At 69.5% G+C, this 24,782-nt stretch carries 28 protein-coding genes; 12 read left to right on the forward strand and 16 right to left on the reverse strand.

The features are described from left to right. Positions 1 to 49 precede the first annotated feature (49 nt). The gene (locus LX14_RS06850; RefSeq protein ID WP_253646488.1) at positions 50 to 1,072 is read right to left on the reverse strand and encodes a diiron oxygenase; all 1,023 of its coding nucleotides are present in this window, start codon (positions 1,070 to 1,072) and stop codon (positions 50 to 52) included. 163 nt (positions 1,073 to 1,235) lie between these two features. Between LX14_RS06850 and LX14_RS06855 the strand changes: the two genes are divergently transcribed. Both LX14_RS06855 and LX14_RS06860 read left to right on the forward strand, forming a co-directional pair. Further along, positions 1,236 to 1,589: a DUF4873 domain-containing protein gene (locus tag LX14_RS06855; protein ID WP_253646489.1), complete on the forward strand. Its 354-nt coding sequence runs from the start codon at positions 1,236 to 1,238 to the stop codon at positions 1,587 to 1,589. A 47-nt stretch (positions 1,590 to 1,636) separates the two neighbouring features. Then, a complete protein-coding gene (locus tag LX14_RS06860) occupies positions 1,637 to 3,322 on the forward strand; it encodes an alkaline phosphatase D family protein (protein WP_253646490.1) in 1,686 nt (561 codons plus the stop codon). On the opposite strand, the gene LX14_RS06865 is transcribed toward LX14_RS06860, so the two are convergent. Then, the gene (locus tag LX14_RS06865; protein ID WP_253646491.1) at positions 3,313 to 4,224 is read right to left on the reverse strand and encodes an AurF N-oxygenase family protein; all 912 of its coding nucleotides are present in this window, start codon (positions 4,222 to 4,224) and stop codon (positions 3,313 to 3,315) included. The genes LX14_RS06860 and LX14_RS06865 overlap by 10 nt on opposite strands. A 194-nt stretch (positions 4,225 to 4,418) precedes the next feature. Between LX14_RS06865 and LX14_RS06870 the strand changes: the two genes are divergently transcribed. The 3 genes from LX14_RS06870 to LX14_RS06880 are packed head-to-tail and all read left to right on the forward strand — an operon-like array spanning position 4,419 to position 6,671. Next, positions 4,419 to 4,631 (forward strand): hypothetical protein, encoded by a 213-nt coding sequence (locus tag LX14_RS06870; RefSeq protein ID WP_253646492.1) that lies wholly within the window; start codon positions 4,419 to 4,421, stop codon positions 4,629 to 4,631. 5 nt (positions 4,632 to 4,636) lie between these two features. Next, complete coding sequence (locus tag LX14_RS06875; protein ID WP_253646493.1) at positions 4,637 to 6,010, forward strand: NADP-dependent succinic semialdehyde dehydrogenase; 1,374 nt, start codon at positions 4,637 to 4,639, stop codon at positions 6,008 to 6,010. Between the two features lie 28 nt (positions 6,011 to 6,038). Then, complete coding sequence (locus tag LX14_RS06880) at positions 6,039 to 6,671, forward strand: lipocalin family protein (RefSeq protein WP_253646494.1); 633 nt, start codon at positions 6,039 to 6,041, stop codon at positions 6,669 to 6,671. Positions 6,672 to 6,732: 61 nt separating this feature from the next. On the opposite strand, the gene LX14_RS06885 is transcribed toward LX14_RS06880, so the two are convergent. Further along, entirely contained in the window at positions 6,733 to 7,611 is an 879-nt protein-coding gene (locus tag LX14_RS06885) for an aldo/keto reductase (protein WP_253646495.1), read from the reverse strand. Positions 7,612 to 7,695: 84 nt separating this feature from the next. Between LX14_RS06885 and LX14_RS06890 the strand changes: the two genes are divergently transcribed. Then, the gene (locus LX14_RS06890) at positions 7,696 to 8,250 is read left to right on the forward strand and encodes a TetR/AcrR family transcriptional regulator (RefSeq protein WP_253646496.1); all 555 of its coding nucleotides are present in this window, start codon (positions 7,696 to 7,698) and stop codon (positions 8,248 to 8,250) included. Positions 8,251 to 8,257: 7 nt separating this feature from the next. Here LX14_RS06890 and LX14_RS06895 read toward each other — a convergent pair whose 3' ends face one another. Next, complete coding sequence (locus LX14_RS06895; protein ID WP_253646497.1) at positions 8,258 to 9,448, reverse strand: FAD-dependent monooxygenase; 1,191 nt, start codon at positions 9,446 to 9,448, stop codon at positions 8,258 to 8,260. Between the two features lie 101 nt (positions 9,449 to 9,549). Here LX14_RS06895 and LX14_RS06900 point away from each other — a divergent pair, with 101 nt between their 5' ends. Beyond that, on the forward strand, positions 9,550 to 9,996 hold the full coding sequence (locus LX14_RS06900) for a MarR family winged helix-turn-helix transcriptional regulator (RefSeq protein WP_253646498.1): 447 nt from the start codon (positions 9,550 to 9,552) through the stop codon (positions 9,994 to 9,996). Positions 9,997 to 10,016: 20 nt separating this feature from the next. Then, a complete protein-coding gene (locus LX14_RS06905; protein ID WP_253646499.1) occupies positions 10,017 to 11,813 on the forward strand; it encodes a CocE/NonD family hydrolase in 1,797 nt (598 codons plus the stop codon). Here LX14_RS06905 and LX14_RS06910 read toward each other — a convergent pair. Further along, positions 11,788 to 12,279, reverse strand: a complete 492-nt coding sequence (locus LX14_RS06910) for a MarR family winged helix-turn-helix transcriptional regulator (RefSeq protein WP_253646500.1) — start codon at positions 12,277 to 12,279, stop codon at positions 11,788 to 11,790. The two genes, LX14_RS06905 and LX14_RS06910, sit on opposite strands and share 26 nt — an antisense overlap. Before the next feature lie 134 nt (positions 12,280 to 12,413). Between LX14_RS06910 and LX14_RS06915 the strand changes: the two genes are divergently transcribed. Next, positions 12,414 to 13,349: an NADP-dependent oxidoreductase gene (locus LX14_RS06915; protein WP_253646501.1), complete on the forward strand. Its 936-nt coding sequence runs from the start codon at positions 12,414 to 12,416 to the stop codon at positions 13,347 to 13,349. Positions 13,350 to 13,372: 23 nt separating this feature from the next. On the opposite strand, the gene LX14_RS06920 is transcribed toward LX14_RS06915, so the two are convergent. The 6 genes from LX14_RS06920 to LX14_RS06945 all read right to left on the reverse strand — a co-directional run bounded on the left by LX14_RS06920 (position 13,373) and on the right by LX14_RS06945 (position 19,396). Beyond that, a complete protein-coding gene (locus LX14_RS06920; protein ID WP_253646502.1) occupies positions 13,373 to 14,131 on the reverse strand; it encodes a 1-acyl-sn-glycerol-3-phosphate acyltransferase in 759 nt (252 codons plus the stop codon). 11 nt (positions 14,132 to 14,142) lie between these two features. Beyond that, positions 14,143 to 14,535 (reverse strand): hypothetical protein, encoded by a 393-nt coding sequence (locus LX14_RS06925; protein ID WP_253646503.1) that lies wholly within the window; start codon positions 14,533 to 14,535, stop codon positions 14,143 to 14,145. A gap of 61 nt (positions 14,536 to 14,596) precedes the next feature. Then, on the reverse strand, positions 14,597 to 15,784 hold the full coding sequence (locus LX14_RS06930; protein ID WP_253646504.1) for a cytochrome P450: 1,188 nt from the start codon (positions 15,782 to 15,784) through the stop codon (positions 14,597 to 14,599). Beyond that, entirely contained in the window at positions 15,781 to 17,331 is a 1,551-nt protein-coding gene (gene mhpA, locus LX14_RS06935; protein WP_253646505.1) for a bifunctional 3-(3-hydroxy-phenyl)propionate/3-hydroxycinnamic acid hydroxylase MhpA, read from the reverse strand. Before mhpA ends, LX14_RS06930 begins: the two co-directional genes overlap by 4 nt. Then, positions 17,328 to 18,269 (reverse strand): fumarylacetoacetate hydrolase family protein, encoded by a 942-nt coding sequence (locus tag LX14_RS06940; protein ID WP_253646506.1) that lies wholly within the window; start codon positions 18,267 to 18,269, stop codon positions 17,328 to 17,330. Before LX14_RS06940 ends, mhpA begins: the two co-directional genes overlap by 4 nt. Next, the gene (locus LX14_RS06945) at positions 18,266 to 19,396 is read right to left on the reverse strand and encodes a VOC family protein (protein ID WP_253646507.1); all 1,131 of its coding nucleotides are present in this window, start codon (positions 19,394 to 19,396) and stop codon (positions 18,266 to 18,268) included. Before LX14_RS06945 ends, LX14_RS06940 begins: the two co-directional genes overlap by 4 nt. Positions 19,397 to 19,501: 105 nt before the next feature. On the opposite strand from LX14_RS06945, the gene LX14_RS06950 reads away from it, so the two are divergent. Together LX14_RS06950 and LX14_RS06955 are read left to right on the forward strand one after the other, a co-directional pair. Further along, the gene (locus LX14_RS06950; protein ID WP_253646508.1) at positions 19,502 to 20,146 is read left to right on the forward strand and encodes a TetR/AcrR family transcriptional regulator; all 645 of its coding nucleotides are present in this window, start codon (positions 19,502 to 19,504) and stop codon (positions 20,144 to 20,146) included. 84 nt (positions 20,147 to 20,230) lie between these two features. Continuing rightward, positions 20,231 to 20,821, forward strand: coding sequence for a hypothetical protein (locus LX14_RS06955; protein WP_253646509.1), 591 nt, complete (start codon positions 20,231 to 20,233; stop codon positions 20,819 to 20,821). A 1-nt stretch (position 20,822) separates the two neighbouring features. On the opposite strand, the gene LX14_RS06960 is transcribed toward LX14_RS06955, so the two are convergent. The 4 genes from LX14_RS06960 to LX14_RS06975 all read right to left on the reverse strand — a co-directional run bounded on the left by LX14_RS06960 (position 20,823) and on the right by LX14_RS06975 (position 23,020). After that, a complete protein-coding gene (locus LX14_RS06960; RefSeq protein ID WP_253646510.1) occupies positions 20,823 to 21,110 on the reverse strand; it encodes a winged helix-turn-helix transcriptional regulator in 288 nt (95 codons plus the stop codon). Then, positions 21,107 to 21,511: a VOC family protein gene (locus LX14_RS06965; RefSeq protein ID WP_253646511.1), complete on the reverse strand. Its 405-nt coding sequence runs from the start codon at positions 21,509 to 21,511 to the stop codon at positions 21,107 to 21,109. Before LX14_RS06965 ends, LX14_RS06960 begins: the two co-directional genes overlap by 4 nt. A gap of 79 nt (positions 21,512 to 21,590) precedes the next feature. Next, a complete protein-coding gene (locus LX14_RS06970; protein ID WP_253646512.1) occupies positions 21,591 to 21,746 on the reverse strand; it encodes a hypothetical protein in 156 nt (51 codons plus the stop codon). Continuing rightward, positions 21,743 to 23,020 carry a cytochrome P450 gene (locus LX14_RS06975; protein ID WP_301283176.1) on the reverse strand — a complete coding sequence of 426 codons (1,278 nt, stop codon included), beginning with the start codon at positions 23,018 to 23,020 and terminating at the stop codon, positions 21,743 to 21,745. The genes LX14_RS06970 and LX14_RS06975 overlap by 4 nt, the downstream gene beginning before the upstream one ends. Positions 23,021 to 23,110: 90 nt before the next feature. Between LX14_RS06975 and LX14_RS06980 the strand changes: the two genes are divergently transcribed. Then, positions 23,111 to 23,731, forward strand: a complete 621-nt coding sequence (locus LX14_RS06980; RefSeq protein ID WP_253646513.1) for a TetR/AcrR family transcriptional regulator — start codon at positions 23,111 to 23,113, stop codon at positions 23,729 to 23,731. Positions 23,732 to 23,776: 45 nt separating this feature from the next. Here the strand turns inward: LX14_RS06980 and egtD are convergent, their stop codons facing one another. Beyond that, on the reverse strand, positions 23,777 to 24,763 hold the full coding sequence (gene egtD, locus LX14_RS06985) for an L-histidine N(alpha)-methyltransferase (protein ID WP_253646514.1): 987 nt from the start codon (positions 24,761 to 24,763) through the stop codon (positions 23,777 to 23,779). Positions 24,764 to 24,782 lie beyond the last annotated feature (19 nt).

The following is a 24,782-nucleotide window of genomic DNA, read 5'->3' on the forward strand; positions in this document are numbered from 1 at the left end:
TCTCCCTGTTCGGATGAGGCCGTGGCGGGCGTGGAGGGATCGCGCTGCGTCAACGGTGCGCGTCCTCAACAGCTGTGTCAATTCGAACGCCCGCGCTCCTCAGGAGCGTACGACTGACCGGATCCGCGAACATCCCGGCGGCGGTCGCCTCCCGCAGGAACTCGCCGAACAGGATGTGGGACCGACGTGCTCGCATCGGCCCCCGCCGACGTGCCCAGCGCGCGCGCAACGGTGATATGCCCACGGCGCCTGCGATCTCGGGGGCGTCGATGGCACGGACGACCGCACGCATGATCACGGCGGTGATGATCGAGTAGAGCGTGAGGACCAGGCGACCACGGCCGGAAACCGTGGAATCGAAGTCCAGATGGGCGAACTCACGCAGCCGCGCGGACGATCGGCGGTGGATGTGGGCGACCTGCCGTGCGTGCGGTTGGACCCCGGGATCCTCCGCCAGCGCCTCGGTCAGACCCTGGACGAACGATTCGGCGAGAAGGTAGACCGACGCCGTGGCACCCCCCGCGGGCACCAGCAGCGTGTAGCGCTCGAACCGGCGGGCCAGTGCGGCATCGCGACGGGGCGGTAGACTCGTCACCGTGACCAGTCGACCGAACATCGCGGTGCTCGTCGTCCGGAGGTTGATGGTGGCGAAACCCCAGCGGGCGGTGTCGTCGCAGAGGGTCTGGTCCTCACCGATGCGACGGAACTCGAGCATCGACTGCGCGGTGGTGGCGAACGCGGCCAGCGTCACCAGGTTGACCAGTTCGTGGCGACCGAGATCGGTGCGGGCATCCGCGGACAGTCGCCGCCACGGTCGCGTGCCGGCCAGTCCGACGAGGCTGTCGGGGATCCACGCGGCGTCGGGCTCTGCGGGTGCGGCCCAGTCGATGTCGAGCTCGGCGTCGAACCGGTCGTCGACGGTGTCATAGAGGAACCGCTGCGCGGCGGCGTCACGCTCCGCGATGGACCGGCGACGACCGCTCCTGCGCCCGCCGTCGCGGTGCGGCGTCGAGCCGGGAACCGGGGCGTGCGCCCGGGTCGTCTCGCTCGCCTGTTCAGCGACCTCTGACATCGTCCACCTTTCCGCCCACTCTTCTGTGGTGCGGACCCGAACTATAGGGATCGGCGGGTGCTGTGGCTCACTTTCTGCTCCACTTTGGTGGCGCGTCACAGACCGGTCGGCGAGTTGTCTGCCGACCGTCCGACGCGGGGGACGGACCACGGGGAGGATTCGGATGAACACGTTTCTGGACATTCGCGACGCAGGACGACAGACACCGCGCTCGCACCACCACGACTCCGACTACGTCGGCAACGCGACCATCGTCGTCAAGGGCATCGAGATCCCGGTGCACATCGAGCTGAAGGGGTACCGGGAACCGATCGACGGCGTCTACCGGTGGATCGGGCGGGTCGGCGCGAACGACCGACTCAGCGCCACGGTCGGCGACGCGAAGAGGATCCGCGTGATCGTCTCCACGCCGCACAGCGCACGGGAGGCCTACCTGGGCGACCCGGACTTCTGGGGGCGGTATCGCATCAACGGCAAATCGACCCCACCGTTCGCGGTGGACCTCAGCACCGACTGAGGCGCCGGGAGCCCACGGGCTGCGCGCGCCGACTGTAGCGTCGGTGCATGGCACCGTCGCTGGTCCTCGGACCGATCCTCCGTTTCGTCGACGAGAGCCGTGCCACGATCTGGGTCGAGACGGACCAGCCGTGCGACGTGACCGTCGAGACGGCGGTGGGCGTGCACGCCACCGCCGAGACATGGGGTGTGGGGGGCCACCACTTCGCCCTCGTCGCGGTGCGCGACCTGCCCGCGGACACCCTCATCGACTACTCGGTCCGCCTCGGCGTGCGCGGCGACGAACCCGTCGACGTGTGGCCGCCCGCCGACGTCCCCTGTCATCTGCGGACATCCGGCGCCGACCGTCGGCCGTCGATCGCCTTCGGATCCTGTCGACGCGGTGAGAACCACGACTCGGAGTCCCTCGCCCGCGTGGGTGCGGACGCCCTGACCGGGCTCGCCGCCCGCGTACGCACCGAGGCCGTCGAGCGTCATCCCGACCTGCTCCTGTTCCTGGGCGACCAGGTGTACGCCGACGACCCGTCCCGTGAGGTGCTCGCCCACCTGCGCCGTCATCGCGCGGCGCATTCACCCGACCCCGACCTGACGACCGAGGTACGCGACGAGATCTGCGACTTCGAGGAGTACACCTGGCTGTACCACGAGTCCTGGGGGTCGCCGGCCGTCCGCGGCCTGATGGCCTGCGTGCCGAGCTGCATGATCCTCGACGACCACGACCTCCGCGACGACTGGAACTCGTCATGGTCATGGCGACAGGAGACGTCGGCCAAGCCGTGGTGGCGCCGACGCGTGATCGGTGCGTTCACCTCGTACTGGATCTACCAGCACCTGGGCAACCTCGACCCCGACATGCTCGACCGCGAGCATCTGTACTCGACGGTCCGCTTCGCCGTCGACGACGACGAACGGGAACGGATCCTGGCGGACTTCGCCGTGCGCGCCGACGCCGAGCCGTCCACTGCGCGATGGAGTTTCGTCCGTGACCTCGGCCCGCTGCGACTGGTCATGATCGACTCACGGTGCTCACGAGAACTGACGCCGGACCGGCGCGGCATCCTCGACGACGCCGAGTGGAAGTGGGTGGTGCAGGCCGCCACGGAGCGCCCGGCCCGCCACCTCGTCTTCGGGACGTCCCTGCCGTATCTGATGCTCCCCGCCCTGCATCACCTCGAACAGTGGGACGAGGCCGTCGCGCAGGGTGCGTGGGGTCGACTGGGCGCACGGGTGGGCGAGAAGGCTCGCCTGGCCCTGGACCTCGAGCACTGGGGTGCGTTCGACGCGTCCTTCCGCGACATGGCGCGTCTCGTCGCCGACCTCTCGGACGGTCCGCAGGCGCCGGCGTCGGTGACGTGGGTGTCCGGTGACGTCCACTGCTCCTACATCGCGGAGGCGCAGCTGACCGACGGTGCCCGCCACGGACGGACCGGGCTCTTCCAACTGACCATGTCGCCGTTCCGCAACCCGCTGGAGCGACCGGTCCGGGTGGTGAACCGACTGGCGGTGCGGAAACCGCTGGTGCGCCTGATGCGTCGTCTCGCCCGTAGCGCGGGAGTCGCCGACCTGCCGGTGGAGTGGGACACCACCGCGGGGCCCTGGTTCGACAACGGCGTCATGACCCTCGCGGTCGACGGCGACGACGTGACCGTGCGCGTCGAGCACGCGTTCACCGCCCCGGACGGGACCCAGCGTCTCTCGTCGACGCACCAGCAGCGACTGACGCCTCAGAGCTGAGAACGCACCTCGGGCGGCAGCGACCGGGACAGTCGGTACACCCGCGTGGTGACGCGTCCCCGGATCAACCCCACCTCGTGGAAGAACGTCAGCATCGGCCCACACGCGAAGGTGGCGTTCTCCCGGAACCGGCGGGAGAACTGGGCGACGAGCCACCCCCGCGTCGGTGAGATCCCCACGGACAGATAGGCGCGCGGGTCGATGAGGGTGGGCATGACGACGAGCACCAGCAGAGCGATCGCCACCCGATTGGCCGCCAGCGAGATCCGGCCGCACCGTTCGACGGCGGCGATCAGTTCGGTACGCGCGTAGGTGATGTGCCGCGCCTCCTCGAGGATGTGGATCCGCATCATCTGGCGGACATGGGGCTGCACTGTCTCGTCCTTGCACGCCTCTCGCTGCACGCGGTCGAGGATCTCCTCGACGATGAGCGTGATCGCGTAGATGAGCGGGCCGTGCGGGACGAAGCCCATGAGCCGCAACAGCGCGTTGACACCCGAGGCGGCCGGCCAGGCGGGCATCTCGGCCTTCTCGATGAGGCGGCCGAACATCGTCGAGTGCCGGGCTTCCTCCCCCACCTCCGACAACGAGTACAGCGACTGCGGCGACGTCCAGTCGTCCACGGCGAACAGGGTGCGCAACAGGTTCATGCAGAGCTGCTGTTCCGCGACGATCCCGTAGCTGAGCACGGCGACGGCCTCGGCGCGACCGAGCGTCAGCTGCTCCTCGCGGGAGAGGCGCTCCCATATGCGGGTGCCGTACAGGGTCGCGCGGCACTCGGTGAGCCATGCCTTCTCAGGGTCGACGGGGGCGTCCCAGTCGATGTCGATCTCGCCGTCGAGAGCGTTCTCGGCGGTGGACCTCAGCAGACGTTCGGCGGTCGTGGTCACGTCGGCACCCACTGCGCCACCTTTCCCGGTTCTCGACTGGTGTCGCGACAGCCTCGTCGCGCCGGGCCGCGGACTCCAAGCGCACCGACCGGACCTGGGATCCACCCCACCCTGCGCGTTACCGCGTTGTGACCCCGGGACACGAGTCGGATGCAACGCCCACAGGCCGGTGTACAGCCGACGGAGCCGTACCTACGGTCGAGTACATGGCTGAATACCGAGTTCTGGATCCCACCGGCGACGTCACGTCCACGAAGGACTTCGACAACGCCACCGAGGCATACGAGTGGTTCATCAACTCCAAGGCCGACAACACCGAGCTGGGCTGGCGCCTCGAGGTGAACCACGACGGTGACTGGGCCTTCGTCGACGACACCGAGGGCAACGCCGTCGGCGAAAACGGCGCGGACAGCGTCTGACCTCGATGGGCATCTCGACGACCAACCCCGCCACCGGTGAGACCGTCCGCGAGTTCGACGCACTGACGGAGTCGGAGGTCGAGGAGAAGGTCGCCCGTGCCGCGGCGGCCGCCGCCGACCACGCACGGACGTCGTTCGCCGACCGCGCGCAGATCCTGCACCGTGCGGCCGACATCCTCGACGCCGACAGCGAGTCCCTCGCCTCCACCATGACCACCGAGATGGGCAAGACCATCACGGCGGCGAAGGCAGAGATCGCCAAGTGCGCGAAGGGCCTTCGCTACTACGCCGACAACGCCGCCGACATGCTCGCCGACGACATCGCCGACGCGGACGCCGTGAACGCCTCGCGGGCGTTCCACCGTTTCCAGCCCCTCGGCGTGATCCTCGCGGTCATGCCGTGGAACTTCCCGTTGTGGCAGGTCATCCGGTTCGCCGCGCCCGGCCTGATGGCCGGGAACGTCGGGTTGCTCAAGCATGCGTCGAACGTGCCGCAGACCGCGCTCTACCTCGAGGACCTGTTCCGTCGCGCGGGGCTGGTCGACGGAGGGTTCCAGACCTTGCTCATCTCGTCGAAGCAGGTCGAGGCGATCCTCACCGACGCCCGCGTCGCCGCCGCGACGCTCACCGGCAGCGAGGGCGCCGGCCGGTCGATCGGAGAGACCGCCGGTGGACAGCTGAAGAAGGTCGTCCTGGAGCTCGGCGGGTCCGACCCGTTCGTGGTCCTCCCGTCCGCCGATCTGGAGAAGGCGGCGAAGGTCGCGACCACCGCGCGCTGCCAGAACAACGGGCAGTCCTGCATCGCCGCGAAGCGGTTCATCGTCCACACGGACGTCTACGACGAGTTCGCCCGACTGTTCGTGGAGAACATGGCGGCGCAGAAGGTCGGCGACCCCACCGACGACGACACCGACGTCGGTCCGCTGGCGACGGAACAGGGTCGACAGGACGTCGTGGACCTCGTCGACGACGCGGTGTCGAAGGGTGCGTCCGTCCTCACCGGCGGGCAGGTTCCCGACGGCCCGGGATGGTTCTATCCGCCCACCGTCATCGCCGACATCACCACCGACATGGACATCTACGGCGAGGAGGTGTTCGGCCCGGTCGCGTCGCTGTACCGCGCGTCCGACGTCGACGACGCCCTGCGCATCGCCAACGACACCGACTTCGGCCTGGGGTCGAACGTGTGGACCACGGATTCCTCCGAGATCGAGCAGTTCATCGACGACCTGGAGGCCGGTCAGGTGTTCGTCAACGGGATGACGACCTCGTACCCCGAGATCTCGTTCGGCGGCATCAAGAACAGCGGACACGGACGCGAGCTGGCGAAGTTCGGCATCCACGAGTTCTGTAACGTCAAGACCGTCTGGGTCGCATGACAAGTCTTCGAGAACAGGAGCATTGACCATGTCGCAGCTCGTCTCCTCCTCCCGCACGGGTGCGCGTCGGCGTTCGGTCGTCGTGACCGTGCTGACCGCCGTCGCCGCGGCCGTCGCGCTGATCGCGGGCACCGGTGGTGCCAGTGCGGCACCGCTGCAACCGATCCCGCAGCTGGACGTCAGCCGGTACCTCGGTGTGTGGAACCAGGTGGCCGCGATCCCGCAGCCGTTCAACATCGACTGCCTGCGCAACACGCAGGCGCGGTACACACAGATCGACGCGGACGACATCAAGGTCGAGAACAGCTGCACCAAGTTCACCGGCCAGCGCAGCGGCATCACCGGCAACGCGCGTGTGAACGACCAGAAGACCAAAGCCCAGCTGCACGTGAGCTTCCCGGGCGTCCCGTTCCAGGGCTCGAAGTCGGGACCGACGAACTACATCGTCTCCTACATCGCGCCGGACTACTCGTGGGCCTTCGTCGGGAGTCCGGAACGCCTGTCGGGCTTCATCCTCAAGCGCGACAAGCAGGTCTCGAGCGCGCAGTGGAAGCAGATCCGTGACGTCGTCCGCTCGCGCGGGTACAACGACTGCTTCTTCATCACCACCCCGATCGACGGCGCGTACCCGAACATCCAGCCACTCTGCACAGTGCGCTGACACCTCGGCGAGCACACCTCGACCGCCCGTCCGGACATCGTCCGGGCGGGCGGTTCGTCGTTCACGACGCGAGCGCGTCCAGCCGCTCGCGCGTATCCGAGCTCAGGACCAGCTGGGCTGCAGCGATGTTCGCGCGCAGATGCGCCACATCCGCCGTGCCCGGGATCAGACGCGTCACCGGTGATTGGCCGAGCAGCCAGGCCAGACCCACCTGGGCCGGCGTCGCCCCGAGCTCGTCGGCGACCTCCCGCACCAGGGGATGGTCGACGACGGACGGCATCATCCCGAGCGCACCGCCGAGCGGGAAGTACGGAACCCACGCGACGCCCGACGTCTCACACAGCGCGACCTGCTCCTCGTCCGTGCGGGCGAGCAGGTTGTAGGCGTTCTGGACGCAGACGATCCCCGCGGACAGCGCGCGACGCACGCCGTCCGTGGTCACACCGCTGATCCCGATCGCCCCGATGCTCCCGCGCTCCCGCAGGTCGAGCAGGGCCGCGAGCTGGTCGTCGAGGGGTACCACCTGATCCCCGGTGGCGGAGATCCCGTGCGGGGTGTCGAGCCGGCGGAGATTGACCACGTCGAGCCGGTCGACGCCGAGCCCGGCGAGGGCACTCTCGACCGATGTGCGGAGATCCTCCGGCCGCTGGGCCGGACGAAGCGCACCGTCCCCGTCGAGGTCGGCCCCCACCTTCGTCACGACGAGGACGTCGGCCATGTCCGGGATCGCGTCGCGCAGCACCTCGTCGACACCCCCGGCACCGTAGAACGGCGCGGTGTCGATGTGGTCGACACCGAGATCGACGGCCTGCCGCACCACGTCCACTGCTGCGGCACGGTCACCCGCCCGGAGCGGGCGTTCGAGGTTCATCGCCCCGTATCCGATCGGCGCGCGCGCCGCGAACGGGTTGGTGGCGGGCAGTGCGGTGGCCGTGGTCATGGCGTCCTCCTGTGAGACGATCGACGAGAAGCGGAGGGATCTCCGCTTCTCGTCACCGTAGCGAAACGGAGGACTCTCCGCTTGATGGCCGATCGCCCTGTGCGCAAGGACGCACTGCGCAACCGCGAGCGCATCCTCGACGTCGCGCGCGCTGCGTTCGCGGGCGGCTTCGCCACGCCGTCGTTCGACGCGATCGCGCGGGACGCAGGTGTCGGCGTCGGCACCGTGTACCGCCACTTCCCGACCCGCGAGTCCCTGATCGAGGCCGCGTACGAGGCGGAACTCGACGATCTGACCGGTGACGTCGCCGACCTGCTCAGCCGACTCCCACCCGGCGACGCGTTGCGCGAGTGGATGCGCCGGTACGCCCGCTTCTACACCACGAAGAGCGTCATCATCGAGACGCTGCGCGCCGGGTGGTCGTCGGGCTCGATGACCACCCCGGCCACGCGGGAACGGATCACGGCGGCGGTCGCGACCATCGTCGCGGCCGGCGTCGACGCCGGCTCCCTGCGCGCGGACGTCGAGCCCGACGACATCACCGCGATGGTGCTCGGCACACTGATGTCCACCGGGCCCGACGATCCGGCGAAGACCGACCGGATGTTGTCACTCATCGCCGACGCGGTGAGTGCGTGACCGGTCGTCAGCGGAACAGCGTGTAGTCCGGGAGGCGGAAGTCACCGCCCGCGCGGGACAGCAGGCGATGTTCTAACCGTTCACGGACCGCCGGCCGTGCGAGCACCCGATGCACGGCCCGTTGCACCGCGAGGCCACGGGCACTGCGCGGCAACACCACCCTCGGGCCCCCGGGCGGGAGGGTCTGCACCGCCTCGGCATACGGCCGCATGATCCGGTCGTAGGCGGCGAACGCCCGCGCATGGTCGACCCCGTCGCCGCTGCGCGCTCGGTCCAACTCACCGGACAGCACCACCGCGCCGACGAGAGCGAGCGTGGTGCCCATACCGGTCGGCCCCGCCGCCCACGCTGCGTCGCCGACGACGATCACGCGCCCCCGGGAGTACGAGGACAGTGCGACCTTGTCCATGCGCTCCATGTAGAACTCCTCGGGCGCCGCCTCGAAACCGTCGAGGATGCGCTCGGTCGCCCATCCCACCCCGGCGAAACGCCGTCGCAGCACCTGCATCTGGGCCACATGACCGATGCGCTCGAGACCGAGATCCGGTGCGATGAAGCTGAGGTTCGCACGGATGCTGCCGACGTCGTCGGGCCGCGTCGAGACCATGCGACCGTCGGTGGTGGTCATCCAGTTCCACCAGTCGTCGTCGTCCTCGGTCCGGGGAATGGTGCCGTACGCGATGTACTGGTCCCTGTTCTCGCGCCTCACCGCGTCGGTCAGGACCAGACCCCGCGTCGTGGAGTTGCGGCCCTCCGCCACCACGACGAGCGCGAACCTCTCGGTCGCACCGCCGGCGAACCGCACCTCGACACCCTCGGCATCCTGCTGGACCGCCGCGATGTGGTCTCCGTACCGGTGCTCGACCGTGCCTTCGGTCAGCCCGCGGATGATGCCCGACAGCCGCCCGCGGAGGATCTCGAGCTCGGCCGTCGGACCGTCGGACCCGGCGGTCGTGGGCAGGTCCGCATAGGGCCGACCGTCGGGGTCGCGGTAGCGCAGGCCGCGTTCGCCCGTCGTGTTGGCGGCCACCTCGTCACGAATCGCCATGAGCCGCAGCACGTCGTGTCCGGCGTCGCGGATGTCGATGTTCTGGCCGGCCTCGCGCGGTGCCGGGGCCCGCTCGAGCAGGGTCACGGCGAAGCCGGCGCGGTTCAACGCCCACGCCTGCGCCGGGCCCGCGATGCTGCCGCCGGTCACCAGCACCCTCTGTCGTCCACTCCCCGCCATTACGCGCCCCCTTAACTCGTCTGTCTAGTAAATAGATTGTCTAGTCGCAAGGTACATGGTGAGATAGGCACATGGCTCTCGACGAGACGTTCGCCGATCTCGACCCCGCGACCGTCGCCGTGCGCGACCTGGTGGGCGCATCCCGGGAACTGACTGGACGCATGGCCTCGCTCATGGGGATGAACCCCAACGACATGTCGGCGATAGGGGCGCTCACACTCGGCGGCCCCATGGGCGTCGCGGACCTCGCACGCCATCTGAGCATCCGGTCGGCCTCGGCGACCGCGATGGTCGACCGGCTCGAGCAGGCCGGGCACGTGGTCCGCACCCGCGACAGCGACGACCGTCGGCGTGTCACCGTCACCGAGACGCCGGCCGCACGAAAGGCCTCGTTCGAGGCATGGGCCCCGACCATCGGCGCGATCGACGCCGTCTGTCGTGACCTCGGCGAGGACGACCGCGCCGTCGTCTGCGCGTTCCTCCGACAGATAACAGCGATCGTCGAGGGCAGCGGGTAGCGCTCGACTACCTTTTGCCGGTGCGAACAATCTCGGGGATCACCGCGCTCGTCGTCACCCTTCTCACCGCGTGTCTGGCGGCGCCTGCCGTCGCGGCCCCGGCCTCCGGTGCGTCCGCCGGCTACACCACGGAACTGCTGCACTTCTCCGTGCACACAGGCCCCGGCCGCGCGACGCCGTGCACCATCGTCGGACAGCTCTACCGACCGGACGGCCTGTCGGGGTCCCGCCGCGCGCCGGCCATCCTCACCACCAACGGCTTCGGCGGGTCCTACAAGACCCAGGCACCCATCGCCGCCTACCTCGCCACGCAGGGGTACGTGGTGCTCGCGTACTCCGGACTCGGGTTCGGCGGCAGCACCTGTCCGATCACCCTCGACGACCCGGATGTCGACGGTGTCGCTGCGTCCCAGCTGGTCGACTACCTCGGCGGCAGGGCCGGCGTGGCGTTCACCGACGCGGCCCTGCGCCGGCCCGCACCCCGTCTCGACATCGTGACCCACGATGCGACCGACCACACCGGCCGCCGGCGTGCGGACGACCCGAGGATCGGCATGATCGGCGGGTCGTACGGTGGCGGGATCCAGTTCGCCACCGCCGCAGTGGATCCGCGGATCGACACGATCGTCCCGCAGATCACCTGGAACGACCTGAGCTACTCGCTGGCACCGAATGCGACCTCGACGTCCACCGGTGTCAGCAGCCGGGTGTCCGGGTCGGCCAAGACCATCTACGCCGCGGGACTCTTCCTCGACGGCGTGACCGATCCGGGACGGGCGGGCTACCTCGCCGACCCGGCGCGCATCGGGCCGTGTCCGAACTTCACGGCGTCCCAGTGCGCCACGTTCGCCGAGGGCGCGACGACCGGTGAGTTCGGTCCCGCGAGCGTCGCGCACCTGCGGCATGCGTCGGTCGCGAGCTACCTCGGCCGGATCCGCATCCCGGTCCTGCTCGAGCAGGGTCAGCGCGACACCCTCTTCGACCTCAATGAGGCGACCGCGACCTATCAGGCGCTGCGTGCCCGCGGGGTGGAGACGAAGATGATCTGGCACCAGTGGGGCCACAGCGGGGCCCCGGCGCCGGGTGAGTACGACAAGGCGTACCCCGACCGGACGACGCAGTACGAGGTGGCCCGTTCCCTCGACTGGTTCGACCACCACCTCCGCGGTGCCGACGTGTCCACCGGCCCCGATTTCGCCTACTTCCGGGACTGGGTGCCCTACTCGGGGATCGCGACGCCCGCGTACGCGAGCGGCAGCTACCCCGTCGGTGCGCCGACCACGTTCCGCATGTCCGCCGGTCGCGGCCTGCTGGACAACGCACTCGTCCCAACCGGGCAGTCGGCACGTCCCGGATCCGCGACCATCCGCACACCGCCGCTCGGGGCACCCACCCAGACCGGCCCCTTCAACGACAAGCCCGACGCCGCCAAGCCCGTCCGGCAGGACCCGGGCACGTACGCGCGGTGGGACACCGCGCCGCGGGCCACCCCGCTCGACGTGGTCGGGATCGGATCGATGCGGTTGCGGGTCCGCGCGGTCGGGCAGCCGCTGGTCTTCGCGAAGGTGTACGACGTCGCACCCGACGGCACGGCGGACCTCATCAACGGTCTGGTGTCGCCCGTCCGCATCACGGACCCGTCGACACCCGTGACCGTCACGCTGTCCGGACTCGTCCACCGCTTCGCCGTCGGCCACCGCCTGCGTGTCGAGATCGCCGGTGGGGACCAGAGTTTCCGGAACGGCCTACAGGGTCAGCCCGTCACCATCCTCAGCGGTGGTGACGCGACGCTCACCCTGCCGGTGACGAGCGACTGACCGACCGCGACCGCGCCGGTCGGCTGCGCATGTGGTCGCGGACGCGGGTGAGGATCTCGCCGAGCGCCGTGATGTCGTCGTCGTCGAGGACGCCGTAGAGCAGGTCACGGACGACATCGATGTGCCCCGGGAGGACACCGGTGACACGGTCCCGACCGGACTCGGTGATCTCGACGATGGTGGCCCGCTGGTCGTCGGGACTCGGCGAGCGGGCGATCAGGCCGGCCTTCTCCAGCAGCGACGCCTGGTGGGTGAGACCGCTCCGGCTGTAGACGACCCTGTCGGCGAGATCGGTCATCGTCACCGCGCCGGTGGTCGCGTTCAGCGTCGCCAGGATCTCGAACTGCACGTAGCTGAGGTCGGCGTCGGCTCGCAGTTGACGCTGCACGGCGAACTGCAGCAGCGCGGCGGACTCGCTGAACGCGAGGTAGGTCCGCATCTGTTGGGGCTCGAGCGTCTCCGACACACCCCGCACCCTACTGCTTCGACTTCGTAACAACATGGTCACGATCACCCGTGCGACCATGTACTTCGACATCGAAGCGTTTTACTGTCGTCTCAGTTGCTTCGACTTCGAAGCACATACCCAGAGGAGCAGACATGCACGCGATCACGTTCGATCACCACGGAGACAGCGACGTCCTCACCGAGACGGACATCCCCCGCCCCACACCGGGCCCCGGCGAGGTCCTCGTCGAGGTCGCGGGTACCTCGTTCAACCCTGTCGACGCCGCGATCCGCGGCGGGTGGCTGACCGAGGTCATCCCGGTGACGTTTCCCCACGTCCCGGGGATCGACGTCGCCGGGACGGTCGTCGAGGTCGGCGACGGCGTGCAGGATCGGGCGCCCGGGGACGCGGTCGTGGGGATGCTCCCCATGGTGGCCGACGGCGCCGCCGCGGAGTTCGTCCTCGCACCGGCCGAGGTACTGGCCACGGCTCCCGCCTCGATCCCACTCGCCGACGCCGCCGCGCTCCCCGTCGTCGGACTGACCGCCTGGCAGGCACTGTTCGAGCTGGCCGACCTGCGTCCTGGACAGTCGGTGCTGGTCAACGGCGCCGGCGGTGCCGTCGGCGGGTACGCGGTCCAGCTGGCCGCGCAGGCGGGCGCCCATGTCACCGCGACAGCATCCGACCGCAGCGCCGCGGCCGTGCGCGCCCACGGCGCACAGCACGTCGTCGGCCATCTCGACCTCAGCGGGTCACCCGTGGTGGAGGGTGCGCCGTTCGACCTCGTGCTCAACCTGGTCAGCACATCCGAGGACGAGACCGCGGCGCTGGTCGGGCTCGTCGCCGACGGCGGGATGCATGTGGGCACGATGACCACCGGCGAGCCCGACGCCGCCCGCGGGGTCCGTACGGCCCGAGTGTTCGTGCGCAGCGACGCCGCGCTGCTCGCCGAGCTCGTTCGGCGGGTCGACGACGGGACGTTGACGGTCGATGTGGCACAACGGATCCCGCTGCGTGGTCTCGCAGCCGTCCACGACGCGTCCGATGCCGGCCGCGCGACGGGCAAGGTCATCGTCACACCGCGGTGACCGACGCGCGGCGATGCGGGTGGTCACCCGATCACCGGCCGCCGATCGGCGGTCAACGCGTCCAGTTCGGCCTGCATCGCGGCGGCGACGCGATGGGCGAATTCCTCGGCCGTCTCCTGCTCCCCGGGCGTCATGGGTGCGAGCACCGAGGTGTCGAGTTTGGTGGGCAGCGGGAGGTACGGGAGGAAGCCGACGACGCCGAGGTTGACGCCCCACGGTATGGACACCGACAACGGGAACGTCGTCAACCGGAGGGCTCTGTCCAGTCTCAGCGCCTTCGCCAGCTGTCTCCCGCTGGAGAGCACCAGCAGCGACTCCCCGGCCCCGGCCGTCACCACGGGGACCACAGGGACGCCGGCCTCGATCGCCAACCGGGCGAAACCCGTGCGCCCGTCGAAGACGATCTGGTTGCGCCGAGACCACGATTTCAGCGCGTCCACGTCACCACCCGGGAAGACGAGGACGTTGCAGCCGTCGGAGAACGCCTCGAGCGCAGTCTCGCGGTTGGCGGGCCTGGCGCCGAACGGTTCGACGATCCTGTCGGCGTGCAGGGTCCACGCGATCTGATGGGTCAGGGTGATCAGCTCGCGGTCCACGCCCATCTCGTCGTACGCCGCCGCGAACGCGAAGACGTTCAGGTCCACGATCCCGCCGAACCCGTGGTTCGCGACGAACAGCACCGGCGTGTCCGGGATCGGCTCGGCCACGGTCACGGTCAGGCGGTTGTAGAGGCGCAGGGCCGTGACGGAGGCGGAGCGGAGTGTCCGGGCGATGGGGTGCATGTCGGCGTCCGCTACCGGTCGAGCTGTGCCTCGGCGAGGAGACCGGCGACGACGAACCCACCGGCCACCGCGCATCCGGCGACACGTGTCCTGCGCGGTAGGTCTGCCGTGCGGGCGAACGCGGCGGTGTCCCACACGTCGACCGCCACACCGGCGAGCACCAGCGTGCGCACCGCCGCCGGGGCGAACCTCGTGGCCGCGAAGAGCCCACCACCGATGTAGATCTCCCGGATGCCGAACGTCCGGGCCGCCGCCCGTGTGGTGGGCAGGGCGGCCTCGGAACCGGCGAGCAGTTCGTTGGCGCGGGTCGGGGCGAGCATGTGGGCGATCCCGATCGCGGCGCGGGCCAGCCCGACGGCCTCCGGGAGGCGTCGTGCGAGTCCGTGCTCGTCCGTGCGGTTCATGGCCAGTCCTCCTGGTGTGTCGGTGTCGAGCGCGCCGAGGGCGTGATGGGTCGGGCCGTCGTCACGCCGCGGTGAACGACGCCCGGAACGACTCGAAGCCCTGCAAGCAGTTGTTGCGCAACAGTTCCGGGTCGGTGACGCTCATCGTCGCGACGCGCGGGATCATCGCCCGCAGGAGCGTCTGCATCTCGAGTTTGGCCAGCTGCATGCCCACGCAGGTGTGCACGCCGTGCCCCCAGCCCAGGTTGGGTCCGCGGCGCAGGAGCGAGAACCGGTCGGGGTCGTCGAAGTGACGCTCGTCGGAGTTCGCCGCGGCGAACACCAGTGCCACCCGGTCACCCGGCCGGAGGTCGACGTCCCCGACGGTGACCTGGCGTGTGACGGAGCGGGTGAACGCCCGCACCGGCGACGCCACCCGCGCGGCCTCGACGACGGCCAGCGGCACGAGCGACGGGTCGTCCCGCAACCGGGCCCAGGCCTCGGGATCGGTACCCAGGCTCCAGAGCAGTTGTGCGGTGGTGAGGATCGTGGTGTCGAGGCTGGGGGCGACGAAGTCGATGATCATCGTCTTCGCCTCCCGGGTGCTGATCTCACCCCGGTCCGCGGCGTCGAACACCGTCGACGCCCACCCGTCGGGGGTGACGTGGCGTCGGGACATGCGCAGCGTCGTCGCGACCAGGCCGAGGGAGTCACGCATCGACCGCACCGACCGGGCGTTGACCGGCCCGAGACCGTCGAACGTCGCACGACCCCACCGGAGCATCTGCTCGGCGCCCACCCGGACCCCGACGAGATCGGCGACCGCCTGGACGGGCAACCGCGTGGCGAAATCCGCGACCCCGTCGAAACTCTCGCGACCGAGCAGTCGGTCGACCGTCGCGGCCGCCTCCTCCTCGATGACGGGTCGCGACGGTTGCAGCGCCCGGGACGCCAGGGACCGCATGAGGATCATCCTGCGGGTCATGTGCGTGTCGCCGTCGCTGGCGAGCACGGTGTGGTGGCCCAATGCGTTCGCGACGGGATTGGCCGCGACCCCGGCGCCACTGACGAAGGTCGCGTCGTCGCGGAGCGCGTCGCGGACATCGTCGTACCGGCCCATGGCGAACAGTCGGTGGCGGGGTAGCCACACGACCGGGCCGGCGTCGCGGATCGCGCGATAGACGGCGTCGCGGTGATCGACGACCTCGTCGCCGTAGAGGTCGACGTCGACCACGGGTGCACCGCGTCGCACCGCATCGGCGGTCCTCATGATGCGGCCTGCGTGGGAACGGCTGGGCGCGAACCGATGTCGTCGCATCGGGAGAGCATCGCAGGCACGTCCGACAACCGACGACAGCTCGCACGCACGATGTGGTCCGGCCGCACGAGGACGGCCGCGACACGGTGCTTCCGCAGCCACGCGTCGATCTCCGGCGCGCATCCCTGCGACACGTCGAGGTGGTCGGCGCCGGCGGGGACGTCGCATCCCGCGGGGAGTGGTCCGCGCGTGAGCAGCAGGTGACCGCCACCGACGGTGTCGTCGAACCTGCGCCCGTCGCCGGACGGCCCCTGGGGACAGAGGGTTCCGTTCACCCGGTGCAGCAGTCCGCGGCGATCGACGAGCTGCGTGGCCGCCAGCGGAGGCGATGCCACCGACAGCACCGCGCGCGACACACCGGGGATCCTGCAGACGGCACCGATCGCGGCCCGCCGGACGCGGGCGGCACCGTCCTGCCCCCCGGTGAGGACCCAGCCCACGGTGACGGCCATCCGCACCACGGCCGTGACGTGCGGGATCCGTTCGGCCTCATAGGTGTCGAGGACGGAGTCGTCGCTCACCCCGGTCAGCACGTCGGCGAGCTTCCACGCCAGGTTCTGCGCATCACGGAGGCCGGCACCCAGGCCCTGACCGATGAACGGTGGCGTCTGATGGGCCGCATCACCGGCGATGAGGACACGTCCACGACGCCACCGGTCGGCGACACGCGCGCGGAAGGTGTACTCGGCGTGCCGGATGATCTCGCAGTCGTCGAAATCGGTGGCGTCGATCCACGGCGACAGCAGCTCCGCCAGCCGCGCGGGCTCGGCGAGGTCGGCGGCGGTCTCCCCCGGCGCCATCCGGAACTCCCACCGGTACCGCCGACCGGTCACGTTCATCGCCGTGGCGGGCCGGGCAGGGTCGCAGATCTGGTGCACGCCGGGCCACATGTGCAGGTCGCGTGCGGTCCGGACGTCGACGACGAACCACCGCTCCTCGAAGTGCAGGTCACGCATCGACGCGCCGATGTGCTCGCGCACCATGCTGTTCGCGCCGTCGCAGCCGAGGACCGCATCGGCGACGAGATGCTCGATCGCGTCCTCCGCCGCCACCGTGACGGTCACCCGGCCCGGTCCGGGCGCCACCACCGACGTCACCTCGCAGCCGCGGCGGAGATCGATGCGCTCGTCGCGCTCGGCCAGGTCGAGCAGGACGGCCTCGAGGTCCGGCTGGTCGAACATGCTGGCCTCCGGGAAGCCGTTGCGGCCCTGCGTCGATCCGCGGTCGAACTCCGCCATGACCCGGTGCTCTGCGTCCACCAGCCGCATCCCGGGCATGGGCCGACTGACCCGCAGGAACCCGTCGGCAGCCCCCACTGCCTGCAGGATGCGGACCACCTCGTCGTCGGCGTGCACGGCACGCGGGAGCGGATAGGGCGCGGAGTGGCGTTCGAGCACGGTGCTCTCCACCCCTCGTCGAGAGAGCAGCAGTGCCGCCGTCACACCCACGGGACCGGCGCCGACGATGACGACACGAGGTCGCGACGACGATCTCGTCATCGCAGGTACCGCACCCGGGTCCGCTGGCGTCCGAGATCGACCGCGACGTCGTCGGTGGCGATGCGCACCTCCACCTCGTCGCCGTCCTGCAGATACCGCGGGTTGGACGCCTGGCGGCGGAAGAAGGTCGCCCACTTGCGATGTGGCGGCAGCAGCGCGCCGATCTTCTCGATGATCGCAGGCGGCGCGGTCAGCGCGGTGCCCCCGGGGGTGCCGGTCAGCAGCACGTCGCCGGGATCGAGACGCTGGAAACCGGTCAGCACTCGCAGCGCCTCCGTCGGCCGGACGATCATGTCGTCGCCGACGACCCCGTTCTGTCGGCGCTCGCCGTTGACCCACAGCTGCAGTCGCAGACGCTCGAAATGTGCCCACTCGGCGCGGTCCAGCAGGACCAGCCGGGGCCCGAGCGGGGTGAACGTCGGGTACGACTTGGACTCGTAGAACTGCGTCTTGGGCAGCTGGACGTCCCGGGCGCTCACGTCGTTGCCGATGACCAGTCCCGCGGCGTGGTCGGCGAGGGTGTCCGCCGTGATCTCGGTCCCGACCGGCAGAGTCCGCCCGAACACGATCCCGGCCTCGACCTCATAGTCGAGCAGGCGGACGTGCGGCGGCTTGTCGATGGTGCCGAACGGCCCGCTGATGGACCCCGACGTCTTGCGGAAGAACGTCGCCGGGACCCGCGTCGGGTCGATGTTGGAGTCCCGGGCGTGCGAGGCGAAGTTCACCATCTGCGCGACGACACGGCAGGGTGCGGTGATCGGCGACACGAGGGCGAGATCCTGCACGGCGGTGTGGGTCTCGGACGTGGCCGCCGCGTCGACGGCAGCACGGTCGGCGAGGAGCTCGGCGGTGGTGGTCGCGTCGGTGTCGACACGTGCCGCACCGTCGGGCGTCTCGACCCACCACGCGGCATCGGTACGCAGGATCGTGGTCGTCATGAGCGGGCCACCTTCATCAGGCCGAAGAGTCGGCGGAGGTCGAATTCGTTGTCGGTGTCGCGGAGCGCGGTGAGCACCCCACGCAGCAGGTCGGGATCGGGTTCGGCGCCGAGGAAGTCGCGGGTGACCGGTGGCCCCCACTGCGCCAGTCCGCTCGCGCTCATGTGCGTCCATCCGGCGCTCACCGACGCGTCGAACATGTCGCCGTCGGCGAAGTGCTCGACCATGAACCTGTCGGGATCACGCCAGTAGTCGAAGACCTGGCTGCCCTGGATGTGCCGGCCGATGCCCCAGGAGTGGTGGTAGCCGCGGTCCGCGAGGTACAGCCCTCCGGCGGCGATCGCGTCGATGTCGGCGACCTGGTACGCGCTGTGGACGTAGCGCGCCCGGGGTCCGAGTGTCATGGCGAGGGTGTGGTGGTCAGCCGGTGTGGAACCACGGTCGCACCGCATGAACGCCATCGTCGGGCCGCGGTCACGCTGGCCGGGGAAGTACAGGAAGTCGCTGACGATGAGCCCGAGCAGTTCCTGGTACCAGTCGAGGCACCCCACGAACCGTGGGGTCTCGAGCACGACATGTCCGAGTCGCTGGATGCGCGCCGGCTCGCGCGTCCGTCGCTGGACGGCGTTCACGCGGTCGATGGTGCCGTGGGAGTTCATGACCATCGGCTGGTGGTCGGGAAGAGACGGGAGCTCCGTGACCCCGGCGACCACCCGTACCGACAGCCCCGACGGGTCCTCCAGCGCCACCACATGGCCACCGAACGTCGGCAGTGCCGACACCTGTGCATCCGTGGCCGCCGCCAACCGGCGCAGGTCACCGAGGTCGTGCGCGCGAAAGACGGGCCCGACGAAGCGCGACCGGGGGGCGCGCCGGATCACGATGCACGGCGAGCGCGACCACGTACCCCGGAGGTGCAGCTCATCGGGTGTCCGCAGCGCTACGGCGAAGCCGAAGTCGCGCCCGAACCGTTCAGCACGGTCGAGATCGGGTTTGTCGAACTCGAGCCATGCGATGTCGTCGACCTTGATGACGGGGTTCGCCGCTCGGTCGGCGTGTTCGCCGTGCAGGGCACCCCATTCGCTGTGCAGATCGACATGGGGGTCGTCGTGGACAGGGACGGTCATGCTCACCTCCGGTGGTCGATGCCCATCGTCACCGGGCGCATCCGCGGCGATCAACACTCCTCAGAACTGAACAGAATTCACTTCTGAGTGACTAGGGTTGTTCGCATGGCCCAACCGACACGACCCGGGCGGCTCGAGCGCCGCAAGGCCCGTACCCGCGATGCCCTCATCAGCGCGGCCATGGAGCTGATCGCCGGTCCGCAGGGGGTCGACGTCAGCGTCCAGCAGATCACCGATCGCGCCGACGTCGGTGTGGGGTCCTTCTACAACCACTTCCAGAACAAGGCCGAACTGTTCGACGCGGCGATCGCCGCGGCGCTCGAGCAGTTCGGATCCGTCTTCGACGCGGCGACCGACGGACTCGACGACACCGCCGAGGTGTTCGCCACGGGTGTGCGGCTCACCGTCCACCTGGCACACCGCTTCTCGCCGGTGTCCCACGTATTGGTGCATTCCGGTTTCCGCTTCGCCTCCGCCGACAGCGGTCTCGCCCCGCGGGCTCTGCGTGACCTCACCGCGGCGCAGGACGCGGGGAGGCTCTCCATCTCCGACCTCCCCACCGCCCTCGCCTGCACGGCGGGATCGGTGCTGGGTGCGCTGAGCATGCTGATGAACGAATCCGACCGCGACGCCGACGCGGTGGGCTCGGAACTGGCCGTGAACCTCCTGCGGATGTTCGGACTCACCCTCGACGACGCGCGCGCGGTCGCCACGACGCCACTGCGACTTCCACCCGAACTCGCCGGCTGACGTCGCGCCGAGGACGGATCGGACCGAAACGGCAAGTCGGACAGAGGGTTCTCCCCTGCCGTCGCCTGGACTACCCTCGCCGGGATGACCACCGGAACCGCTCGCCGCGCCGCGGTGCTGCTGATGATCCTCATCGCCCCGATCGCCCTGCTGGCCGGCTGCAAGAAATCAGACTCCAGCTCCTCGGCGGCCCCGTCGTCCGCCGCGGTGGCGAGCCAGTCCGCGGCGAGCGCGTCCGGGTCGGCCACCGACTGCCCGACGTCCAACACGACCTCGTTCGCGAAGACAAAGTTCGTCGCGCACAGCGGTCTGGCCTTCGGCGCGTTCCACCGGTACCTCTACAAGCCCTACAAGGCGGGCACCTTCAAGAAGGGCGCCGACGGGCGGTTGACCGCCTTCGCCAAGGGCGGGCTCGCGGCCCTGTTCATCAAGCGCGAGATCCGGCTGGCGAGCGAGGACGTCAAGGCCAACCCGACGCTGTGTCGGGCCATCGCCGCTCCCCTCGCCCGCATCGGCGACACCGTCCAAGCGGCGTTCGACAAGGTGAAGTCGGGTGACGCCAGCGGGATCGACGGCGTCGAGTCGGCCATCAGCTCGGTCTCGTCGTCGTCGAAGAAGGACGGCGTCGACATCACCGAGAACGAGAACCCGGACCTGACCTCCACCCCCAGCTGACTCAGCCGGATCCGTTCGCCGCGGCCCACTGTCCGAGCGCTTCGATCGCGTCGCGGAGAGCGAGACCGCGGTCGGTCAGCGCGTAGGCACGGGTGTTGTGGCGCAACGGCAGTCGGACCACCACCCCGGCCTGCTCGAGTTCGCGGAGTCGCGTCGCGAGCATGTTGGTCGGCACACCGAGTTCGCGCTGGATGTCGCCGTAGCGTCGCGGGCCGTCGAGCAGACGCTCCACGATCAGCAGCGCCCACCGCGCGCCGACGACGTCGAGGGCAGCGGCGAGATCGGTCACGGAGCGGGTTCGGTGTCCGGCTTCATCCAGAACGGCGAGTAGTGATAGCCGTCCGGGTCGTCGAACTGGCGTTGGTACATGAACGGGTAGTCGTCGATGTCACCGACGCGACCGCCCGCGGCACGGGCGCGCTCGACGATGTCGTCGACGGCGTCGCGGCTGCCGAGGTCGAACGAGACGGTCACCTTCGACGGGGTGTCCGGCCCGCCGATCAGTTCCTCGACGCCCCCGACACTCGCGTACATCTCGCGACTGCCGAGCATCACGTACTGGTCGGGGGCGATCGCGAAGCACGACACGTTGTGATCGGACATCTCGCGGTTCAGGGTCCATCCGAGGGCCGAGTAGAACGCGGTGGCACGGTCGACGTCCGCGACCGGGCAGGTGATGAAGAGGCTCATGTCCTCATGCTTGCAAAATGCAAGTGCCGAGTCAACACCCGCTCCCGAGCAGATCTCGGGAGCGGGTCGAGCGAATCGCTCAGAAGTAGTGCGCCCGGCCGGCGTTGAGTCGACCGTTCTTGCCCGACGCGGCCAGGGTCACGCCGATGACCGTCAGCACGATGCCGACTATCCAGATCCACGGGACACCGATGATGACCCCGAGGACGATCGCGATGATGCCCAGGATCGTCACGATGCGGAGTAGGCGACCGGCAGTCGCTTGATCCCGTTGATCCAGCCGTGCCGCAGACGTTCCGGGTCGCCGAGACGCGAGATGTCCGGGCAGTGGTCGGCGATGGCGTTGAAGATCAGGTTGATCTCCATGCGGGCCAGGTTCGCACCGATGCAGAAGTGCGTGCCGTTGCCACCGAACCCGACGTGCGGGTTGGGGTCGCGGGTGATGTCGAAGGTGAACGGGTCGTCGAACACCTCCTCGTCGAAATTGGCCGAGCCGTAGAACATCCCGACGCGCTCACCGGCCTTGATCTGCACGCCGTCGAGCTCGAGGTCGCGACGGGCGGTGCGCTGGAAGCAGTTGACCGGGGTCGCCCACCGCACGATCTCGTCGGCGGCGGTCCGCGGACGGTCGCGCTTGAAGATCTCCCACTGCTCGGGGTTGTCGAGGAATGCGTTCATGCCGTGGCTGATCGCGTTGCGGGTCGTCTCGTTGCCGGCCACCGACAGCAGGATGAAGAAGTAGCCGAACTCGATCTCCGACAACGACTCCCCGTCGAGGTCGGCGTTGACCAGCTCGCTGACGATGTCCTGGGCGGGACACTGCTTACGCTGCTCGGCCATCTGGTACGCGTAGCCGAGCACCTCGGCCGACGCCGTGGTCGGGTCGACGGTGAACTCGGGGTCGTCGGCGTTCATCATCGAGTTCGACCACTCGAAGAGCTTTTCCCGGTCCTCGCTCGGCACGCCGAGCAGATCCGCGATCGCGATCAGCGGCAGGTCGACGGCCACCTGGTGCACGAAGTCACCGGTGCCCGAGGCCGCTGCCTTCTGCACGATCTCCGCGGCGTGCCTCTCCATCTCCTCCTGCAGCGCGTGGACCGCGCGCGGGGTGAACAGACGGGAGACCAGCTTGCGCAGACGGGTGTGCTCCGGCGGGTCGTGGTTGATCAGCAGCGCCTTGGTGATCTCGAGCGCCTCGGGCGGCATGGTGTCCTCGAAGCGCATGATCACGCCGTTGGCGTTGGTCGACCAGTTCTCGTCGTTCTTGGAGATCTCGCGCACGTGGCGGTGCTTGCTGATCACCCAGTAGCCGGCGTCGTGGAAACCGCCGCCCGCACCCTCGGCCTGGGCGTTCCACCACACCGGCGCTGTCTTGCGGAGCTCCGCGAACTCCGCGACCGGCATCCCCTTGTGGAGCAGGTCCGGACTCGTGAAGTCGAAGCCGTCGTGCATGAAGGGACACGCGTGCGGGTCGCGCGCAGCGCCCGTGGTGAGATCATTGGTGGTCATCGTTCTCCTGACGCCGAGTGCGAGACGGTATCTAGACCACTGGTTCCGATACCGACGGTTACGGTACCACTGGCGTATGAAAGGGGTCACGTGTTCACACCAGATTCGTCGTCGTCGTCCCGCGGGGGTCGCCCGCGCGACGAGACCGTCGACGACAAGGTGCTGCCGGTGGTCCGCGATCTGCTCATGGAAGTCGGCTGGAACGACCTGAGCGTGCGCGCCGTCGCCGCCCGGTCGGGGGTCGCGCGTGCCACCATCAACCGTCGCTGGGAGACCAAGGCCGGGCTCGTCCTGCACGCCGTCCTCAACGACCGGATCCGCCTCGACGACATCGGCACCGACCAGCCCGGCGGGTGGATCGAGGACCTCATCGGTCAGAGCCGCGAGATCTTCTCCCATCCCGAGGTCCGCACCGCGCTGCCCGGCCTGCTCAGCACGTTCGAGCAGGATCCCGGGCTCCGGACGCAGCTGTGGACCGGGCTGGCCGGGCCCGCGGCCGCGCGCTACGCCACCGGCGGCGCTCCCGAACGCCGTGACCAGGCCGAGGTCGACGCACTGGCGATGATCATCATCGCCGCGGGCACCGCGTTGTTCACCAGCGTCCTCGCCCCCGACATCACCACCGAACCGATCCGCGAACGCATCGACGAGCTCCTGCACGTCGCGGCCCGCGAGGTCACGGGCGCGGCCGAGGACGCAGACGTCACCTGACGGGTGACGACTGCACCCTCGGCGGGATCCGTGTGTGCGGGGCGGTCAGCGGCGGGTGCTGAGGACCACGGCGAAACGCTCGTCGGAGTCGGTCCAGATCCTGGTGATGTCGAATCCGGCGGCGGCGAGCTCCTCGGAGATGCCGTCGCGACGGAACTTCGCGGAGATCTCGGTGCGCATCTCCTCGCCCTCGGTGAACTCGACCTCGAGGTCCAGGTCGGCGACACGGACGGTCATCGGACGCTGCGCACGCAGCCGCATCTCGATCCATTCGTTCTCGGCGTCCCAGATCGCGACGTGGTCGAACCCGTCGGGGTCGAAGTCGGCGTCGAGCCGACCGTCGATCACCGACAGCACGTTCTTGTTGAACGCCGCGGTGACGCCCTGGGCGTCGTCGTAGGCGGGGACGACGAGCGACTCGTCCACGACGAGACCGACACCGATCAGCAGGTGTTCGCCCGGGCGCAGGACGTCGGCGATGCCCGTCAGGAACCCGGCCCGCTCGGCCGGCGTCAGGTTGCCCAGCGTCCCGCCGAGGAACGCGACGGTGCGACCCGGCCGGTCCGGGATCGACACCGACAGGTCGGAGAAGTCGCTGACGATCCCCTCGACCGCGAGAGACGGATACGCGGCGCTGAGCTCGTCGACCGCCCCCTGCAGGGCACTGATCGAGACGTCCTGCGGGACATAGGTCTCGAGCGTCCCGGCCCGGAGTCCAGCGTCGAGCAGCAGACGCGTCTTCTCCGACGAGCCCGAGCCCAGCTCCACCAGGGTGACGACTCCGGTCGCCGCGACGATCTCGTCGGCGGCGGCCTCCAGCACACCGCGCTCGGTGCGCGTGGGGTAGTACTCGGGCAGTGCGGTGATCTCCTCGAACAGCTCGCTGCCCCGCGCGTCGTAGAACCACTTCGGCGGCAGATGCTTCGGGGACGCCGTGAGACCCGCGCGGACGTCGGCGACGAGCGCCGCATCGATGTCGGCGTCGGTGAGATGGACCTGCACGGGGATCGATGCGGGCGATGTGGATGTCACGGTCTACGGGTCTCCTCGG

This window comes from Williamsia deligens (assembly GCF_024171765.1).
GTDB lineage: Bacteria > Actinomycetota > Actinomycetes > Mycobacteriales > Mycobacteriaceae > Williamsia_A > Williamsia_A deligens.